A 20443-nucleotide genomic window follows, 5' to 3' on the forward strand; every position below is an offset into this window, starting at 1 on the left:
ATTATATTTTTTCTAATGACCTTGAGCTTTCAAAGCATTATATCTATCGCACAGAACGAACCAACGGTAATTGTGTTTCGCAGCTGTTGTCGCCTTATAGTCCATCAAGTTTGAGAATATTTGATTACTTCCCAGATCGAAGAATTTTTTATCAATTGAGGAAAGAAGAATTTCTCGCTCTTCAGGTTCAAGCTCTTCATGGTTAATGACACTCTGTAGCGCTTTTAGATATAACAGTCTATTAATACTCACTAAATCTGAAATGCTAATTAAGTAAGCATAGGATGCTAGGATCCAGTTACTTACATTCAAAGACTTTCTCTTTTCTATATCGGTCACTTTGAATTTATTAATAAATCGATTCAGTTCTTTCTTGATCACTGTGGCTGTCGTACGTGCAGGGATTAAATAGAACGCCCCCCACAAAATCAGCAATGCAGTGATATTACCGACGATAGAATTAAGAAAGTTCTCAAAATCATAACTTGGGGCACTGGTTAACGGAACAAGGCTCGTCCATGAAAACAACGAAACCATACACACCACTTTCAGTAGTGACTTGCTCTGCCAAAACCAATAAGCCGCCAAATACACGCCAGTAAAGCCGACTACTGCAACTATCCAAGGCGAGCCAATTGGCATGGCCCCAAAGGTCAGAATAAACGCAAAACCACCAGCTAAGAATTGTGCATATATATTTGGACTTTGTGCCTGCTCTGAACCTGGATTTGCAGCGTACACCGAGATGATCATTCCAGCCATGATCATTGCCGACATACCACTATCCCATTGCAGCTCAATCCACATAAATGAAAGCGTGAACAGCGTGATGGTTGCTCTCACCATATTGTTGAGCACTACGTAACCATCGGTAAAGCGTCCTATATCGTTGGCATAATCTTTATTGGTGTAGTCAAATACACTGTTTTCGCTCTTGTATAAATCCAGTTGTGTGGCAAATAAAGCGACCTGCTCATTAAACACCTCGACCAGGTCAATATCTTTAATTCCCCACCTTTCAATCCATGATTCATTGATATCAACGCGAAAATTAGCTTTACACAACTCCTCCCACGCCTCATTAGGAATGGCTATGGCCTCACCAAGCTTTTTTAACTCGATGGCTTTGATACCAATATTGATAGAGTCATAAAAAGCAGTACGACTGTTGAGTTTTTCCTCCTTAGCGTTTCGGCTTCCATATATCTCATCATCGACCAACTGCCACTTTTTGCTCACAAATACCAAAAACGCACGTGTCAGTTTGGTAGCATTATCTTCATCAGTAACAAACAGATTGCTTAGAAAGTTCTCTGTATAATTTTTGACAGAAAACAACTCATGTTGGTCATCTTTATAAGGAATGATCATAGCCGCGACCATTGCCATTAAAATACCAAATGAGATACCAACACAACGAAGCTGTACGTGGTCAAATAAATTGGTCATGTCAGGGTTCGCTGCCAATGGGAAACCCACTAAAGACAAGGTAATCCCCATCACGGCAAACATGTAGGACACACGTCCATGAAAATATGATGCGATACCTAAACTTGTTACCACTCCAAATATAATGAATGAGTTAAACAACCAAGAGTCAATAAGCGTAGCGCTGGCCACAAAAAGCACATATGCACCGCCAGTAAATGTCCCGATAAGGCGTGCCGCCGCTTTTTTGATACTCGCTCCGCGACTGCCAGTGATTTGAATAATCGCGGCTGTTGCCATAGAAGTACTCGTGGCCGAAGAATCCATTAACAGCGATAAACCCCATGTCATCAATACAGCCAGGCAAAACCGCAAAGCAAATGCCACCGATTCTGGATTTGTCCATTGTCGAGCAATCGTCGCTAACATCACTGAATATCCACTGAAACCGTTGTGCCAGCAATCAGTCTCTCACTTTCAAGGACTTCTTTAGGGATGCTAATACGCACCGGTACGCGTTGCGCGAGACGGACCCAAGGCACTGTTGGGTTAACGTTTGATATTAATCCGGAATTATCGGCACTCTGATCAATAATCGCACGACCAATACCTTCAATTTTGCCGACAAATGTTTTATCGGATGAAAATGGACGAATGTTAGCTTTCGCCCCTTCAACCAAGCCTTTTACTTTTGTCTCGGTGAAATAGGCCAAAATGTAATAGGTGTCACTCTCGACTAATGCAACAAAGGTTTCACCTTTATTGATGTAGTTCCCTTGGCGTTGGTTAAGATTCGTTACATAACCATCTTGCGGTGCGACCACTTTAGTGCGACTTAAATCTAATTCTGCTTTAGCCAAGCTACTTTTTGCTTGCTCTAAAGCGGCTTTATTAGCTGCTACGGCGAGCTTCTCCGAGATCACTTGCTCTTCAGAGACTAGTTTTTTACTCAACAATCTTGAATCACGACGGTAAGAGTTCTTCGATTGCTCTAGCTCGGCCTCCGCCTTCAACATTGCATACTTAGCTTGGGAAACACTGTTTTTGTAATCCGCATCATCAATAGCAAAGAGTAAATCACCAGCATTAACAAACTGGTTGTCATGTACAGCTACGGTAACTATCTCTCCCGAGACTTTTGGCGCTACTTCTGCAATTTCAACGTGAACTTTAGCATCGCGAGTCCAAAGAGATTGGGTGTAGGCGACCCAAGACGTATAACAAGTCGCCCCCGCAGCGATCACTAATGCAGTCGGTAATAGAACACGAAATAACTTCATTTAGCTCACCTTTATTAGTAGTAATTGTCCAGTAACAATAATTACTAAACAAAGTTCTGTTAATGAAGGATTCATGATCTTTCCTTTTCTCAATAGTCCACCTATTGTGTATTTGACTACAATTAGTATTGCAATTGCCGCTGCTACCAACACCATAAAACCGGGTATGTAGAAGTAGTCAAATATAATATGATCATTCATTTTTACACCATTATAGTTTTTAGAATTAACTTAAATAACTTTACTTTCTGATATAGATAAACAATGAAAGCAGCGGTAATAGCTAAGATTAAATCTATAAGCACTTTCATTAATCAACTTGGTATTCATTTTAATATCCACTGAAGATAAATTAATCCACAGCCAATAAAATTCACATAAAAACAATCTACATATAAATCTCAAACCATTGATTTTCATAAAATTAAGCCCAAAAAACCAACCATTTCAGACCATATGGACCGTATCAAAATTAACTAGTATTAGCCGTAAATCAATGATTGGACTTCACACAGCGGCTCTAGTGAGAGACAAATAAAAAGGATATTTGGCGCAACAATTTATTTATAATACGATGATTATTGTCTTTTTATTTTCTATTGATGGTTTTATTCATTTAATTGGTAATAATTCAATTCGACTTAAGCGAGACAGCTTTTTCAAAAACCAAACGCAGTGATATTACTGTTCTATCCAATTAAATAAATCTGGAGCTATATAATGCCTTTTGAAGAAAAGAATAATGCAGCTATCGATGATGTTTTTGCAAACAAACTATTAGACAAAACCATCGATAAATATACTTTCCCTAATGACGAATCAAATCCTGATGCTGCATACCAGCTAGTATCTGATGAGCTTATTCTTGATGGTAACTCTCGTCAAAACCTAGCAACTTTTTGCCAAACTTGGGTAGACGGTAACATCCACAAAATCATGGACGAGTGCATCGACAAAAACATGATCGACAAAGATGAGTACCCACAAACAGCAGAAATCGAGAACCGTTGCGTTCATATGCTTGCTGATCTTTGGAACTCTCCAGATCCTGAAAACACGATGGGCTGTTCAACAACAGGTTCAAGTGAAGCGGCCATGCTTGGCGGTATGGCAATGAAATGGCGCTGGCGCGAGAAGCGTCGCAAGGAAGGTAAGCCAACTGACAAACCAAACCTAATTTGCGGTCCAGTACAAGTATGCTGGCACAAATTCGCTAAGTACTGGGATATCGAACTACGCGAAATTCCTATGGAAGGCGACCGTCTACTAATGACTCCAGAAGAAGTTCTAGCCCGTGTTGACGAAAACACTATCGGTGTTGTTCCTACTCTTGGCGTAACGTTCACTTGTCAGTATGAACCTGTAAAAGCGATTGCTGATGCACTAGACAAACTGCAAGAAGAAACTGGCCTTGATGTACCAATGCACGTTGATGGCGCAAGTGGCGCATTCATCGCACCGTTCTGCGACCCTGAACTAGAGTGGGATTTCCGTATTCCTCGTGTTAAGTCAATCAACGCATCTGGCCACAAATATGGTCTTGCACCTCTTGGTGTGGGCTGGGTTGTCTTCCGCGAAGCAAGCGATCTTCCTGAAGATCTGATCTTCCGTGTTAACTACCTTGGTGGTGACATGCCAACATTCGCACTGAACTTCTCTCGCCCTGGCGGTCAGATCGTTGCTCAGTACTACAACTTCTTACGTTTGGGTAAAGAAGGTTATAAGCGTATCCACGACGCTTGCTACAACTCAGCTCAATACCTAGCTGATGAAGTAAGCAAAATGGGCTTATTCGACATCATTTACGATGGCCGCGGTGGTATTCCAGCTATGAGCTTTAGCTTAAAAGCGGACGTAGATGCAGGCTTTAACTTGTTTGACCTAAGTGACGCTATCCGCGCTCGTGGTTGGCAAATTGCCGCATATTCCATGCCTTCAAACCGCGAAGATTTGGTCATTATGCGCATCCTAGTTCGTCACGGTGTGAGTCACGACATGGTTGATCTACTCGTTCAAGATCTAAAACGCACAATCGAGAAATTTGAGAAATTCCCAATCGTTAACTCTGTTGACGAAGAAAGCTCAAGCACGTTTAACCACGGTTAATCATCTCAAGCAAAGAGGGGCTAGTAACCCTAGCCCCTCGCACTCTAATCACAATAATTATTGCGTACCAAAGCAGTCTGGTTCTTGTTCCGGGCTCTGGAGTTCTTTGGTTTGCATTTAGGAATCTAAGTAATCAGAGGTTAAAATGGCAACTCTAATGAGGCTATCTCCTTCTAAATATATTAAGCATATTTTTCTAAGTATGTTGGCAGTATTTATGCTGGCAGGAAATATCACTACAGATACAAATAGCGGCGTATCTGGCTTTGACATGTTCAATAATGTTCAAGCTCAAGAACAAACTACAAACCATGCTGCTGTTCAACATTCAACTACAAGCATCAAAGCTCCAGCAAAAGCAGAGCCTATGTGGGTAGTAAAAGTGTTCCGTGAACACCAAGCATTGGCAATTTTCATCACCCTGGGCTTGGGATATTGGTTAGGGGCAATCAAATTCGGTCACTTCAGCTTAGGTGCAGTAACAGGTACGCTAATCGCAGGTGTTATCATCGGTCAGCTTGATATCTCGATCTCTTCACAAGTTAAGTCAATGTTCTTCACGATGTTCCTATTCGCTGTAGGTTATGGTGTCGGCCCGCAATTTGTTCGAGGTGTAGCCAAAAATGGTGCTCCACAAGCGATATTCGCAGTAGTCATTTCATTTCTATGTTTCGCAGTAACGTACGCTGGTGCCAAAATTGCTGGTTACGATGTTGGTCTAGCTGCAGGCCTTTGGGCCGGCGCACAAACCATCTCCGCTTCTATCGGTCTAGCGACTGATGCAATCAACTCATCTGGTTTCAGCAATACTAAAGAGCTACTAGACCAAATTCCAGTGGCTTACGCTATCTGTTATCTGTTCGGTACTATTGGTACTGGCATGATCCTAGCTTATGTTGGTCCAACTCTACTCGGAGTTAACCTTGAAGAAGCTTGTAAAGACTACGAAAAAGAGATGTCTGCAGGTACACCAGAAGATGGTATTTCACGTGTTTGGCATCGCTCTGAATCTCGTACCTATGAGATCTCTGACGATATCAACGGTATGACAGTGGCTGAATTCGAATCTCAACACCACTCAGAACGCCTCTTCATTGAGAAGCTGAAACGCAATGGTGAAGTAGTGGATGTCGAGCCAACTATGGCGCTAGCGGCAAAAGACATTATAGCATTAACAGGTCATACCGATGCACTCGTACACGCTCAACAGTATTTAACAGAAGTAGCGGACGAGGAGCTTGATAACCTGCCATTAGAAACCGTAGACCTAGTTGTTACCAACAAAAAGTTCGCTAACCGCACATTAGTCTCACTAGCAGATGAAGATTACGCTCGTGGCGTGTTCCTAAACAAAATCAGTCGTGGTGCAGCAAGTCAAGAAGTACCCTTACTAGCACAAACTGAAATTCATCGTGGTGACGTACTAAGTATTACTGGTACTAAAACACATACATCACGTATGGAAAAAGAAGTAGGCCATGTAGATAGAACGACAACTGAAACGGATATGGTTTGGGTTGGTCTCTTTATCGTAGTATTCGGTTTACTAGGCGCACTAGCTGTTAATATCGATGGCGCACCCGTTACTCTGTCTGTATCTGGCGGTGTTCTAATCGGTGGTTTGGTATTAGGTTGGTTACGTTCAATTCACCCAACATTTGCTCGACTTCCAGAACCAACACAGTGGTTTATGAACTCAGTTGGTCTTAACGTCTTTATTGCTATCGTAGGTATTTCTGCAGGTCCAGGCTTTGTGGCTGGCCTTGAAAACGTAGGTCCAGAACTGTTCTTAATCGGTGCGGCAGCAACGGCTATTCCAATGCTATTAGCTCCACTTATTGGTAAGTATATCTTTAAATTCCACCCGGCTATAAACCTAGGTGTTTGTGGTGGCGCACGTACGAGTACTGCTTCAGTCGCTATGGTAGGTGAGAAAGCGAAAAGCAACATCCCTATGCTTGGTTACACTGTTCCTTATGCGGTATCCAATACCCTATTGACCTTAATGGGTATGTTTATGGTGTTATTCTACTAATAGGTAGCAGTCATTAACTATTACCACCCTAGATGATCAATTAAGCCCCTTACTTTTGTAAGGGGCTTTTTTATGCGAGTTATTCCTCAATAAAACCACTAACAAAAATAGCGATTTTTTCTTTCTATAAGCCTCTGATTTAAAAACCATATCCAACCGTCCTTAAAGATAATAAAAATAAAATATGAAATATTTCTTATTTTTCTTGAATTCCAATATTGGGCGACCCTACCTATGAATTGTCGATAATTGATTTAGGTATTAAAAGTGAAAAAGACAGCATTAACATTACTTCTTCTTACACCAATGATTAGCTATGCCAATACTGGAAAAAAAGTGGGGATCGGTATGGCATTTGACCAAGGTCTAAGCGTAGTCGTTGACTTTAACCAACAAATAAAGTTCATCGCAGGTGATGATGGATTAGCTCTAGATTATTCATTTTTAAAGGGGAATCTAGCTGCAGAAGCTCCTTTGAGTTGGTATGTAGCTGGCGGTGCGTACTACGACTGGAATAATGATTTTGGCGTTCGTATTCCTATTGGCATGAATTTGAACTTTGCAAAAGATTGGAAACTTTATGCACAGATCCATCCCGAATTAAATATGAATCATGGCTTAGATTTAGATATTGGCGCTGCATTAGGCGTTACTTACAGCTTCTAATTCTAGTCGCTAAATTTAAACATTAACAAACAGAGAACTTAATAATGAACAAGACATTTCTACGTACTTTGCCTTTGCTATTATTACCACTAGCATCGGTTTCTTCTGCAGAACCTTATATTGGTGCTGGTTACTTATACTCTAGTTACGATGACATTAACGTATCTGGTTCTAATAATGGCTACACTATTTACGGCGGCTACAATTTTGCAAAACTCTTCTCTGCCGAATTAGCATACGCGGATTTTGTTGATACGAACTCCCCAATTGACAACTCGTCTATCTACTCAAATGCATGGCTAGCAAGTGGTAAGGTCACGTTACCAATTGCAATTTTCGATGTGTATGGTCGTCTTGGTATGGGTAGATTCTCTAACAGCATCAATACATCTACAGACGTATTCGGTGGTATTGGTGCAGGCGTTTCTTTAGGCCCAGCTCGAGTTGCTTTGGAGTACACTAAGTATGACACTGCGATTGTCAAAGATAGCGTAAACCTTTTAGTTGAATTCCACTTCTAATCACTCAACACTACCAGAGAAAACCAAAGCCAGTTCGCTTTGGTTTTTTTATACCCGCTGTGAACATCTAATCATAAAAAAACCGACCGCTGGTAATCGCGGTCGGTTTTGTGGACTCTATGGCTGAATGTGCGTCAACAAATCTTTAAGCTTCTCAAGTGTCATCAATTCAATTTGCCTGACTCTCTCTGCTGAAACCCTATGCCTCTCAGCAAGTTCGTTCAATGTTACTTTTTCTGATAACAGCCAACGACTTACGATAATATCTCGGCTTCGAGCATCTAATTTAGCCAAACCTGCATTCAATTCATCGTTAATGTGCCTATCCCAATCTTGAGTTTCATATTCAATCGCCACATCGAGTTGTGGCTCGGCAAACACTTCACCAGTCGATATGACTTGGTCTTCATCTTCACCTATTTTCGGGTCAATATAGGAATCTCTTGCAGATAGTCGCCCATCCATAGACAGCACATCTTTCTTGCTGACTTTCAACTTACTGGCTAAATTTTCAGCCTCACTCTCACTCATCCACTCTTGAGATTGCTTGTATTTTTTCAGATTAAAAAATAGTTTTCGCTGTGACTTCGTTGTGGCGATTTTTACAATGCTCCAGTTTTTTATAATAAAGTCGGTAATTTCTGATTTTATCCAATGAACAGCAAAGGATACCAACCTGAAGCCCAGTTCTGGGTTAAATTTCTTAACTGCCTTAAGCAAACCGATATTACCAGACTGAATCATATCGACTAACGGTAGACCATACCCGGCGAACCCCTTGGCGATGTAAACAACGTATCGCAGATGAGGCAATACTAATTTTGATATTACATCTTCATTATTGTTGTAGTATAGGTCGTTAGCTAATTGTCGCTCTTCACACTCTTTTAATATTGAGTGCGAATTGACATATTGCATATAGTAAGAAAGGTTTTGGCTATTGTTGAACGAAATAGCAGCATTTGAATGAGACATCATTTCTCCGATATATAGTAGTTTTTATGTAGACTTAAATCGGCGCGAATACTATTGATGTGATAAATCAATATAATAATGAGTTCATAATCTTGAGATAAAGTAAATATAACACATTAAAAACAATGACTTATGATAGTGTTTTGTATATTTTCAAACTTGACTTTGCAATAAAAATTACTGGTGATTAATTAAAATTCACAAACAGTTATCGTTTCTTTATTGTCATATTATGTATAGCAATTTCCCAAAAAGTAATATCTTCCTCGCTCTGTAAGTAGGTTATCAACGCAACACCTTTATATGTTTCATATTTAGATAAGTTACTTACGCAAATCAAACTAACTATTATAGAGAAAGTCATAATGTGTAATCAGAAACCAGCAAATGTAACCATCAATGTAGAAGCAAACCATGATTCTTTGATGTTAAAGCTGAAGCCAACTGGAAAATTAACAAAGGAAGTGGTTACTCAAGTAGCCAATTTGATTGAAACTAGTATTAAGGAAAATGAGGACAAGAAGATTAACCTTCTTGTTGATGCTACTGCTTTCTCTGGTTGGGAATATGAAGCATTTGTGGAAGATATTAAGCTGAGTATTAAGCATCGTAACGACATAAACAAAATCGCATTATTTGGCGATCAAAAATGGCTTGAAATAGCGGCTACATTGGCGTCATTCGCAACCAGTTCAGAGGTGAAGTACTTTACTAACAATCAAGAAGCACAAGGTTGGATTAAACACTAATTGCGCGACTACCCTGTACTGAAACGTGTCAGCCAGTTTGGCTACCACGTTTCAGTAGTACCAGTAACATTATTGGTAATCTTGTCTCTAATATCAGATAGATCACTATAAAAGAATAGCGTTTCGGACAAGTTTAATACCTGTACCGTCGATGCTTCCAAGATCGCATGATAGTAAAACTCTTCCGCCGCAGATGTATTCCCTGTTGACTCCGCTACCTTGGCACTAATTATGTAAAACATGATACTACGCCTGTCGTAAGGGATGGCTGTAAGATACTGCTTCGCTTTGTATGGCTCATCTTTACTCATCTCCATCATAGACATCGCTTCCAATAACCTAGGTGTAAGCTGCTGATCCTGAGAAAACTGGTTGATGGACTGCTGCATTTTCTGATTAAGCTGTTCTATTTGATTGATGTTATTGCCATCAGGTTTGATATACATCTTCGATAGAATAAACATATAAGCCGTTGCGATGGTGTATTGATTTTCGGGTGCTTGTTGGGCCGCTAACTCTATCAGTTGTAATGCTTTTTCCTCATGATTCACCTGAAAAGCTGCACCTAATGACTCCAATATAGAAGAAACTGCATTCTCATCATCAGGCAACTCATCCACCAGACTGGCGACCTGAGATTTTCCGACCGAGATATTAAAAGACTCAAGTAGGTCAGTCAGCGATTTTTTTATTGCTGCTTTCACATGCCCTTGTGAAATCTTGTACCGTCGATCTAGGTGTTTATCACCTGATACTCGATTAAAGTACTCAATTTCTAGATATTGATGACCACCTCGTTCAATCGACGAAAAACGTAACTCGTTGGCCGCGACTTTTGCAGCAGGCCCATCATAGATGATCCTATAATCTCGATAGATCTTTAAATAATCCAACAACTTGCGAGCCATCCCCACTTTAAGGTGGTCGCTTAGGAACTCCTCGTTAGCTTTTACATAAATATATCGAGGTTCAAAAGACAAATAACTAGGTGCTATCGTTGAAGCTGGATGCGCCTCTTTTTCCACACCATTGATGAATACCAGATATATTATTCCTGGAACTAGGCAAAGCAACAGAACAGACGCTATGGCCCAGTGCTTTAAATAGGTGGGCTTTTGTGTCCCACTAAGTCGCATAGGTCTTAATGAACGAGCATTATCAGTATCACTCGTTTTACCTGCTTGTGATGATGTTGTCTTATCTTTGTATAGGGGATTCTCTGACTTACTTGGCGCTCCGGCACCTACCCTCCCGCCATCGACTGGTGCGGGGCTTTCGACTTTTCTTTCAACATCCGCATCTAACTTGTAGCCTCTTTTAGGAACAGTAACAATATACCCAAATGGATGACTACCGTGCTGTTTGAGAATTTTTCTTAACTCAAATATCGCCTGAGTAATGACTTGATCAGTTAAGATCGAGCCATTCCAGACTTCATTTATTAATTCATCTCTAGAAAAGACGGTATAGGGATTATCACACAGAAAATGGAACAATCTAGATAGTCGATGATCGATAATAAACTCTTCGTCATCCAAGATAAATTTGTCTTCACTTGGAATAAAAACCCAATCATCAATCGTAAATTGTATCTTCTGGTTCTTCATAGGTTAGTATTAAGTAACTGTAACTTATAAAGAAGTATTGGATACTATTTAGGATATTTCAAAAAAATCCGCCTTACACGGCACGAAAATGACGCACAAAGCGGACCCCGAAAAATCCTGACGTATCGCTTAGAGAATATCTGTTAGTAGAACCCCGACGCCAATACGCTTGTTGTTGTAATTGTAATCGATCAAACTTTCACCATACCCTTGGTAATATTGAACATAACCACGAACTCTCCCTATAAGAGGGAAGCTCATACCTGCCTCAAAGCCACCATAACCGGTACGGAAGTTATAACGAGCTACTCCACTGAACTCTACCGCTTGGTATTTATAAGCAGCGGTTAGTTCAAAGTGTCCCATGTAGTCTTCTATATCGGGGTTATCGTCATCACTGTCAGGGATGCGGTACCAAGGCTCCAAATAAACCATGAGGTCATCTTCAGCATATCCAATACCACCATAAATTCGATTCCAACTGCGACTCAACTCCTGAGTTCGTCCATTAGATTCATGTTCAAAACCAACTCGTGTAAACCACACACCTTCCGAACTATCTATTGGCAAAGGAGATTCATAGAAAATCTCTGGGCGATAGTTAGTTTCACGGAAAGGAGCTGATATCTCCGAAGAATACGCCTGCCAAAATGACTTTAACGTAAAACCAAAGTAAATCTGATCTTCTTCGTTAAAAATACCATCTTCGACAAGAGGCATTTTAAAACTGATCTGGAACTTGATTTCCTCATCTTTAAGTTCATCAGACTTTCCTTCAAAAATGTCTGATGTGTAAGGCGCCGTATTTACCTGGCTCATTTCCGTAATAGGCAAAATGTAGTTTTGCCTATAGGGAGTAATGACAAACGGGTTATTCTCCGTCTCTTTTTCTAATGAGTGTCGAGTTGGAGAGACATGTTCTGTCGACGCTTGCACTTCACTCAAGCACTGTGCCTTGATCTCATCGAGGTTATCATGTTCAACATCCATGTGAATCTCACGCAACAAACAATTATCAAAGCGTGTGTCGAAACTGGCATCGTTTTCTTGCGCCAAAGCATGCATAGGCCCGAAGGCCACAAGTAGCGCTAGGATTTGAGAATGTCGAACAGATAACTTCATAACTCAACCCTTACATGTACATAGCGTGAAGAATGAAGTCGACGCTTTGCTCAGTAATTCGATTCACGTTCGCATCTAAGATTTTTTGTGTGATCTTCGACTTATCGTTCTCAAGTACGCCATTGTTGTTTACGACAAAAATACGACGAGCAAGTAAGTGGCCGTCATCTTTATCTTTAATATCAACATCCACAAGTAATCTTACTGAACGATCACGAGTACCAGCCGCCTCTTTTGCTAAGGCAACAATTGCACCAATTGGGATAATTTCTCGTGCTTTTACATCTTCACCGATGTCTTCAACTTTAATGATGTTGACGTCAACAATAGCTTGGTGTTGGCTCGCCGCATCTGTTGGGAACAGTTTCGAGCTCTTTTCAGACAAAGTGCCTTTAAGTTCTTGCTTAAAGTTCTCTACTGTTTGGTCTGTTAGCAAACGGTCTATCGTTTTACTAACGTGTACATTAACATCGTGAACGATAATATTCTGATATTCGTCTTTTTTAAGGTCGCTCGAGTGCCAAACATATCCATCTTCATGGGAGTTGTATTTTTGTTCTTCGTATGTACGTCCATCATTTAACGTCACCATTTCTTCTTTATCTGGTAGTGAACCTGCACACCCAGATAGAACCGTGATAATAGATAGTAGTAGTATTTTAGCTTTCATTTCTTTCTCCAGACCTTATTAGTCAATCTTGCTTTAAGAACAATAAATATGTTCAAGTGAATTTCGCTAACAATTATGATTAGCAAAATTAAAAAGTGAATAAACTAATCAGCATACTTCTATTAATGTTAAATTCTCTATTATTTATTGATATAAAAAACCTGAATAAAACCAATGATGGCGTATAAAATAAAAATAAAATCCTTAATAAACAAAGACCTAAAAACCATTCATCGTAATAACCCTAACCCGAGAACAATTAAAAACCGCAAGTTTAGATATAAAACCACCTTTGAATAGATAAATCTAAAACAAAAATACAGAACTAAGGATATTTATTATTTACCATACAATTAGAGCCTTATTATTTCATCATTTTATGTAGCAGTTAAAATTAACATCGAAATCTGGCCTGATTAAATCATCAGGTATATATAAGCTCAACCAACGCCATTTAGGCGTCAATTAATAAGGTATTTAAAATGTTGAAATATGTACTTCCTCTTTGTGTTCTAGCTTCTGCATCGGTAATGGCAGATGACTTTAATCCATCAATTGTTGCCAGTGACGGCTCTCAAGAGCAGAACCAACTAAGCGTTGATGCAGCAATGAGCTCACTTCAAACTGACACAATTCGCGCTAACGAATTCGACTATGTTTTAGTGACTGACGATAGTGTTACTACACAGTTTGATACTTACTTAGATTCTATCTATCGCCAAACTTACATCACTCAAGAAGAAGCTAAAGAAATGGACCTTAAGCCGGGTTATTCTTTCCACGTTTACGACTTTGATTCAGTTCAAGATCTAGAGAAGAAAATCGCGGAGCGTATCAACCAAGATAAACCGATTTACTTCACTGTTGACTACTATCAACACCCTGTAAACCAGTCAGAACGTACTGAATACACAGCGAAAGTAACGCTATACTAATTTTTGTCCCCGATATTGATTCAATATCGGGGTTTTTTTATCTTTCCTACCTGTTTCCTCATTTCCGCTTTCTATCCTCCACGAATGAAAAGCTTCGTCAGTAGTTCATCGTTCAATTCATCCATTGCCAACCAGTCAACAAGCAAAGGCCCAACTCGGTTATAGTGGTGAAAAAGCGATATCAATTGTGTCAAAGAGTATTGTCTTGGAGTGTGTTAGCTCGAAGGGTTATTAGCTTGAAGAAGTGATGGAACACTTTGAGAAAATAGGAACTTATTAGTGAGGTGTCAGAAAGAGGCATACAAACGTACCTATATTTGCATGCCTAAATTGAGGTTATTGAGATTTGCTTTCTGATATTGGAGCGTTCTTGTTGTCATACACCATACATCCGCTGTCGGGATTACAGTTGACTAAATACACCACTTTTTTACCACAGCCGGACACTCCAACTTGATACTGAGGTACTTCATAACGATAAAGATCGATCGTTTTTTTGTTTAGTACTGTTGTTTGCACAGTTTGGCAGCTTAGTTCAAACTTCGCACGATTCATTGCCGCTTCCGTTGCCATAGATTGGTTTTCATTTAGAAATTCTTGAGTGCTCGTACAGCCCATCATAAAAATAGACGTTAACGTACTGATTAATAATAATTTAGTCTTCATTTGTTTTCTCTAACTGATTGTGTAATGTATATTTGAGGCGTATTAGAACGCCTCGGTAAAGGTGAGATAAAAACCTTTGTCGTTATTACTTCCTATCCCCAAATCCACGCGAACGTTCATTCGCGGTTGAATTTCATACCGATAGCCGACGCCGTAGCTATAGAGAAAGTTCGAGTACAGCTCATCCAATGAACTATCGACGGAACCTACTCCAGCCCAAAATGTCACACCGTGCTTAGTCAAGTGGTCTTGACCGTCTCTCAGGGTCCATCGATATTCCAATGTGTTTTCGATAGCAATGTTGTCGCGATAGCGACCTTGATAGATGCCTCGCATAGAGTCTTGCCCGCCCAAGGTCGGCATGTCATAAAATGGAACATCACCTTGACTCCATTGGAGCTTATTGAATAACGCTAACACCTTGCCTTTTGACAGGGCGTAGTAGTATCGATAATCCACAGATGCTTTTGAGTAGTCGTTGTCACTGCCAATGAATGAGTTGTAATCGACAAACTCAATTCCAAGGAAACTCCCTTGCCAGGCATTAACCGTTACATCGCGAGTATCGTATTGCACTGTAAAACCTGCACCGATTGAAAATGGCTTATCACGATAAGTTTGGAAGTTGTCATCGTTTAAGGCACTCGTGGGTAAATCATCATTGCTAGGATCGTAGTAGCGAACGCGAAGAACAGGACCTACGTACCAATGTTGATTTGTTCTAAAGGTCAGATTGGCATCGTAGTTAACAAACTTGTAGTCCAACGACATATCATCACTTGCATCGACTACCTTTCCCTTGTCATAGCCTGTTCCCCAGTAGTACTGGCTTTGATTGCCAAAGCTCAGACTACCTACATAACGAATATCGTTATTCTGGAAAAACAAATTCTGTTTCGAACGTAAACCAAAGCCGATACCAGACTCCATCTCGTTACCAATTGCCACGAGACTGACACTAGAACGTTGTAAGTTGTCACTGTCGCGGTCGGTGCTAAAAGAATAGAGCCCTCCTAACGCGAGCATAAGCCCTGTTTCCGGCATATAGCCAGGGCCTCCTAATATTGAAACCAGTGGTAATCGATTGGTTTCTATAAATGCCTTTTTTTCTTTTTTCAGCCTTGCTTCTTCCCTCTCAAGCACAGCACAGTTGTTAACACACTCCTTCTGAAGCTGTTGATTGGCATCGATTTTTCTATCAAATTCAGCCAATTGAGCTTCTGCTTTCCGAGTATTTTCAACAAATACTGGTTTAGACAGAGAGACTATTGAACTTTGTTCACCTCGCCCTGTATTGGCGTAGCTCTGACTCAACGGCATCACAAATAAAAAGCAAGAGGCTGCAAAAAAAGAAAGCACCATCCTTGGTGCTTTTTGATTGGTTTTCTTCACTATTGTTGCTCTTCTACAAGCTTAGTGTTGGTATCCTCAGTAGATTCACCTGAGTGGTCATCAGCCAGGAATGTATAAACCGTAGGGACGACAAATAAGGTAAACAGAGTACCTACTGTCATGCCCACAGTAATTACTAGACCGATAGAGAAGCGGCTTTGCGCGCCAGCACCAGCTGCTGTCAGTAGTGGTACGACACCAATTACCATTGCTGCTGTTGTCATCAATACTGGACGTAAACGTTCCGCTGCTGCTTTCTTCACTGCGGCAATCTTATCGCCTGCGAATTCCGGCTGGATTTGGTTCGCAAACTCCACGATCAAAATACCGTGCTTACTGATCAGACCGATAAGCGTTACAAGGCCAACCTCAGTGTAGATATTGAGCGTATCGATACCCAAGTACAAAGGAATCATGGCTCCGAATATCGACAACGGAACACTGGTCAATACGATCAATGGATCTTTGAAACTTTCAAACTGAGCCGCTAGCACCAAATAAATGATAATAAGCGCAAGAGCAAAGGTTGAAACCAAGGAAGCTCCTTCTTGGACGTACTGACGTAATTGACCAGATGAGTCTGTTGCGTACGACGTTGGAAGAATTTGTTTTGCACCTTCCTGCATCACTTCATAAGCTTCACCAATACTAACGCCTGGCATCATCTTCGCTTCGATAGTCGCGCTGTTTAATTGCTGGAACTGATCCACGGCTGATGGCTGCACACTTTGCTTGATATCAATAAGCGCTGATAGCGGAACCATAGTGCCGTTATTTGAGCGCACGTAATATTGGTCGATATCATTCCAAGAACTACGGTCAGAGCGTTCTACTTGAGTGATTACCTGATAGCTGCGCTCATCTAATGCGAAATAGTTAATAAAGCCTTCACTCACGTAGCGAGTTAACACATTACCAATTTCTTGCGCGTTCACATTCATCAATGCTGCTTTGTCACGATTAATGGTAATTTCTACCTGAGGCTTATTGAACTCTAAGTCATTCTGAACATAGATAAACTTGCCACTATTGACCGCATACTCTTTCATTTTTTCTGCGTACTGGTAGAGCTCCTCATAGCTTCCCGTCGGCGTTTTCAATACCATTTGGAACGGCAGACCTTGCGATGTACCAGGTAGATCTGGAGGTGAAATAGTAAACACCTGCAATCCTGGGAAATCGACTATGTCGTTCTGGAATCTTGTCATGATGTCTTTCACTGACGCTTCACGAGAATCCCAATCTTTAAGTACACCTAATCCGAAGAACTTATTGTCTTTTTGGTAACCATTTACCATCATCGACATTTCAGTTTCAGGATAACTGCTGATCGTTTTATCCAACGCTTGAGTGAAATTGCCAAGGTAGTCGGTATTAGCTTGCGATGGGCCTTGACCCATCATGATTACAACACCTTGGTCTTCTTGCGGAGCCAATTCACTCGCAGTGTGAGTAAACATGAACACCAACGACACAAGGAAAGTCAGAACTAATGGCCACACCAACAGACGGTTGTTGAGTACGGTCGTTAGGATGTTTTCATAATGATGTGTAACACCAGAAATAACATTATCAATTTTCTTAACCATTGCGCCTTCTAGAATCTGCTTGTTGAGCATTTTAGAAGTCATCATTGGTGTGAGAGTTAGTGCGATAAATCCAGAGATCAATACAGAACCAGCAAGAGTAAACGCAAACTCTGTAAACAGTTTCCCCGTTAGACCACCCATAAAGCCGATCGGAGCATATACGGCAGCCAACGTAATCGTCATAGCGATGACAGGACCAGCGATCTCTCGTGCACTTTCAATCGCCGCTTGTACTGGTGTTGCCCCTTCCTCAAGGTGACGGAAGGTGTTTTCTACAACAACGATGGCATCGTCAACAACTAGGGAGATAGCCAATACCATTGCCAGTAGCGTCAACAGGTTGATACTAAAGCCCATAGACATCATCAAGAACAACGAACCGATGAGTGACAATGGAATAGTAACCAAAGGAATGACCATGGCACGCATTGAGCCCAAGAACGCTAAGATGACGATAATTACGATCACCGCAGCCTCTACAAGAGTCTTGGTTACTTCTTCAATCGAGCTATCGATAAATTTCGTTGAGTCATAAACCACTTCCGCTTTCATACCTAGCGGCAAGCTGTCTTTAATCGCTGGAAGAACGTCGTACAGCCCTTTAACAACCGTTAGCGGGTTTGATGTCGAGGTATTGCTGATTGCTGTTGTGATCGAGCTTGTACCGTTAAACAGTACGCGCGAGTCGTAAGTGTTCGCACCAAGCTCTACCGTTGCTACGTCTTCTAGGTGAATTAATTGACCATTCGCAGCTTTAAGCACCATGTTTTTAAATTCATCAACGGATGATGCATCGGTGTGTGCATTAATATCAATCTCGATATAGTCCGCTTTCAATTTACCCGCAGCACTCACAGAGTTACTGCCCTGAATTGCAGCCTGTACATCGGCAGCCGTTAGACCAAACGCCGCCATTTTGGTTGGGTTCAACCAAATACGCATTGCAAAGTCACTCTGTCCTAGTAGGTCGATCTTTGATACGCCATCTACAGTTGAGAATGTTGGTTTAACCACGCGACTCACATAGTCAGAAATCTGTTGTGTTGCCAGGCGGTCACTTGAAAACGAAACATAAAGGATTGGCGACTGTGATGTCGATTTCAAGATGCTCGGATCCTGCGTACCTGCTGGTAAGCGATATTTCACTTGTTGAACCAGCGACAAGATTTCGGTTAGTGCTTTATCCGTTGGATAATCCAGTTTCAGATTCACCGTAATTAAAGACTTACCTAAGCTACTTTCTGATGTCATGTAGTCAATTCCCTCAGCTTGCGCGATTTGCGCCTGCAGAGGTTGGGTAACATAACCCTGGACACTGGTCGAACTTGCGCCTGGATAGGTCGTCGTAACCGTAATCACACCCGTCTCAATTTCTGGGTATTGACGAACCTGAAGCTCCGAAAAAGCTTTGAGGCCTAGCACCAATAACACCAAGCTCAACACTGTTGCTAGAACAGGTCTCTTTATAAATATGTCGGTAAAATTCATAATTTTGCCTATCTATTACTTAAATGTTTTAGGAAACGGAGTTGAGTTATTGATCTTAACCACGGTTCCTTTCTTAAGTTGTTGTTGGTTGGAAGTCACAACGATTTCGCCTCGCTCTAAGCCTGACACAATGCCGACTAAGTCATCTTTGCGGGGGCCAATTTCGACTAACTTCTGCTCGACAACTTGTTGACCATTTTCATTTTTCACGACAAAGACGCTGTCGCCATAAAGAGAGTAAGAGATAGCAACTTTTGGTACGGGAACAATCGCAACTTCACTGCCTAACGTTATTTTTGCGTTGATGTACATGCCACTCACAAGTTGGTTTCCATCGCCTTCTACTTCTGCACGCACACTGATGTTGTGTGACTGCTCATCTGATGATGGCTGGATAGCAGAAACAATCGCAGAGAATGTTTTGTCTCCATAGGCATCATTGGTAAAAGTCACCTTTTGTCCTAATGCAAGCTGTGGCTGAAAGTCTTCTGAAACTGAGATATCGATGAAGTTGTCGTTAATACTTTCTAACTCAACAATAAGTGCACCTGGATTGATGTAATCACCAAGATCGATGGTGCGAATACCTAATTTGCCAGCAAACGGGGCTTTGATACTCATAAAGTCAATTTGCGACTTAATGTAAGCAAGGTCTGCCGACTCTGCGTCATATTGAGCTTGCGCTTTATCTACCGAGTTTTTTGCTGTGCTTTTGGTTTTAAGAAGTTTCACCTGACGTTGAAGTTCGATCTTTGCCAATTTCTGCTTTGCAAGTTGGCTACGGTATTTTGCTTGTAGTAATGAGTCATCAAGTTGAACGATAACATCACCCTTATTTACCGTTTGACCGGAATTAAAGTTGATTGCTTTAACCTGACCGGATATTTGACTGGTAACTTCTGTAGATTGTTTAGATGTAATTTGACCTACTGCTTGGATGTTTTGTTCCCAGCTATCTTTTTTAGATGTAATAGCAGTTACAGAAACAGCAGGTGCTTTATACTCGCTGATTTTTTTAGCGATCATATGATTTTTAAAACTATTAAATCCGAAAATAAATAGCAGTATTAATACTACTACAGCTAGGACTATTGATATTGCTTTCTTAGACATAACCTTCACTTAATAATGTTTAACGTTGAGAACACATTTAATCTACCGTGATAGAAAGAGAATTTAATAACTCTTGGATAATCAATGCATAATGTTCAATA

At 40.8% G+C, this 20443-nt stretch carries 16 protein-coding genes; 6 read left to right on the forward strand and 10 right to left on the reverse strand.

All coding sequences use genetic code 11. The features are described from left to right. Positions 1-12 precede the first annotated feature (12 nt). Positions 13-1857: an FUSC family protein gene (locus OH456_RS03005; protein WP_270032762.1), complete on the reverse strand. Its 1845-nt coding sequence runs from the start codon at positions 1855-1857 to the stop codon at positions 13-15. Further along, positions 1857-2708 carry an efflux RND transporter periplasmic adaptor subunit gene (locus OH456_RS03010; protein WP_006070208.1) on the reverse strand — a complete coding sequence of 284 codons (852 nt, stop codon included), beginning with the start codon at positions 2706-2708 and terminating at the stop codon, positions 1857-1859. The genes OH456_RS03005 and OH456_RS03010 overlap by 1 nt, the downstream gene beginning before the upstream one ends. 720 nt (positions 2709-3428) lie before the next feature. Here OH456_RS03010 and OH456_RS03015 point away from each other — a divergent pair. From OH456_RS03015 to OH456_RS03030, 4 genes are all read left to right on the forward strand, one after another. Next, complete coding sequence (locus tag OH456_RS03015; RefSeq protein ID WP_006070210.1) at positions 3429-4814, forward strand: glutamate decarboxylase; 1386 nt, start codon at positions 3429-3431, stop codon at positions 4812-4814. 145 nt (positions 4815-4959) lie between these two features. Further along, the gene (gene aspT, locus OH456_RS03020) at positions 4960-6849 is read left to right on the forward strand and encodes an aspartate-alanine antiporter (RefSeq protein WP_270032764.1); all 1890 of its coding nucleotides are present in this window, start codon (positions 4960-4962) and stop codon (positions 6847-6849) included. A gap of 267 nt (positions 6850-7116) precedes the next feature. Next, positions 7117-7515, forward strand: coding sequence for a hypothetical protein (locus OH456_RS03025; protein ID WP_107306657.1), 399 nt, complete (start codon positions 7117-7119; stop codon positions 7513-7515). Positions 7516-7559: 44 nt separating this feature from the next. Then, positions 7560-8036, forward strand: a complete 477-nt coding sequence (locus tag OH456_RS03030; protein WP_006070213.1) for an outer membrane beta-barrel protein — start codon at positions 7560-7562, stop codon at positions 8034-8036. A 117-nt stretch (positions 8037-8153) separates the two neighbouring features. Here OH456_RS03030 and rpoH read toward each other — a convergent pair whose 3' ends face one another. Then, positions 8154-9011, reverse strand: a complete 858-nt coding sequence (rpoH, locus tag OH456_RS03035) for an RNA polymerase sigma factor RpoH (protein ID WP_006070214.1) — start codon at positions 9009-9011, stop codon at positions 8154-8156. Positions 9012-9376: 365 nt separating this feature from the next. Here rpoH and OH456_RS03040 point away from each other — a divergent pair, with 365 nt between their 5' ends. Further along, complete coding sequence (locus OH456_RS03040) at positions 9377-9760, forward strand: STAS/SEC14 domain-containing protein (RefSeq protein WP_006070215.1); 384 nt, start codon at positions 9377-9379, stop codon at positions 9758-9760. 41 nt (positions 9761-9801) lie between these two features. On the opposite strand, the gene OH456_RS03045 is transcribed toward OH456_RS03040, so the two are convergent. From OH456_RS03045 to OH456_RS03055, 3 genes are all read right to left on the reverse strand, one after another. Continuing rightward, a complete protein-coding gene (locus OH456_RS03045; protein WP_270032765.1) occupies positions 9802-11367 on the reverse strand; it encodes a winged helix-turn-helix domain-containing protein in 1566 nt (521 codons plus the stop codon). Positions 11368-11496: 129 nt separating this feature from the next. After that, a complete protein-coding gene (locus tag OH456_RS03050) occupies positions 11497-12489 on the reverse strand; it encodes a phospholipase A (protein WP_062461837.1) in 993 nt (330 codons plus the stop codon). 10 nt (positions 12490-12499) lie between these two features. Next, the gene (locus OH456_RS03055; RefSeq protein WP_006070218.1) at positions 12500-13159 is read right to left on the reverse strand and encodes a DUF3313 family protein; all 660 of its coding nucleotides are present in this window, start codon (positions 13157-13159) and stop codon (positions 12500-12502) included. Between the two features lie 482 nt (positions 13160-13641). Here OH456_RS03055 and OH456_RS03060 point away from each other — a divergent pair, with 482 nt between their 5' ends. Beyond that, on the forward strand, positions 13642-14094 hold the full coding sequence (locus OH456_RS03060) for a DUF2536 family protein (RefSeq protein ID WP_006070219.1): 453 nt from the start codon (positions 13642-13644) through the stop codon (positions 14092-14094). A gap of 336 nt (positions 14095-14430) precedes the next feature. On the opposite strand, the gene OH456_RS03065 is transcribed toward OH456_RS03060, so the two are convergent. The 4 genes from OH456_RS03065 to OH456_RS03080 are packed head-to-tail and all read right to left on the reverse strand — an operon-like array spanning position 14431 to position 20342. Then, a complete protein-coding gene (locus tag OH456_RS03065; protein ID WP_006070220.1) occupies positions 14431-14760 on the reverse strand; it encodes a hypothetical protein in 330 nt (109 codons plus the stop codon). A gap of 42 nt (positions 14761-14802) precedes the next feature. Then, complete coding sequence (locus OH456_RS03070; protein WP_198558617.1) at positions 14803-16152, reverse strand: BamA/TamA family outer membrane protein; 1350 nt, start codon at positions 16150-16152, stop codon at positions 14803-14805. Next, positions 16152-19229, reverse strand: a complete 3078-nt coding sequence (locus OH456_RS03075) for an efflux RND transporter permease subunit (protein ID WP_038230851.1) — start codon at positions 19227-19229, stop codon at positions 16152-16154. The genes OH456_RS03070 and OH456_RS03075 overlap by 1 nt, the downstream gene beginning before the upstream one ends. A gap of 15 nt (positions 19230-19244) precedes the next feature. Beyond that, positions 19245-20342: an efflux RND transporter periplasmic adaptor subunit gene (locus OH456_RS03080; protein ID WP_270032766.1), complete on the reverse strand. Its 1098-nt coding sequence runs from the start codon at positions 20340-20342 to the stop codon at positions 19245-19247. Positions 20343-20443 lie beyond the last annotated feature (101 nt).

Source organism: Vibrio sp. La 4.2.2 (assembly GCF_027586995.1).
Taxonomy (GTDB): domain Bacteria; phylum Pseudomonadota; class Gammaproteobacteria; order Enterobacterales; family Vibrionaceae; genus Vibrio; species Vibrio mediterranei.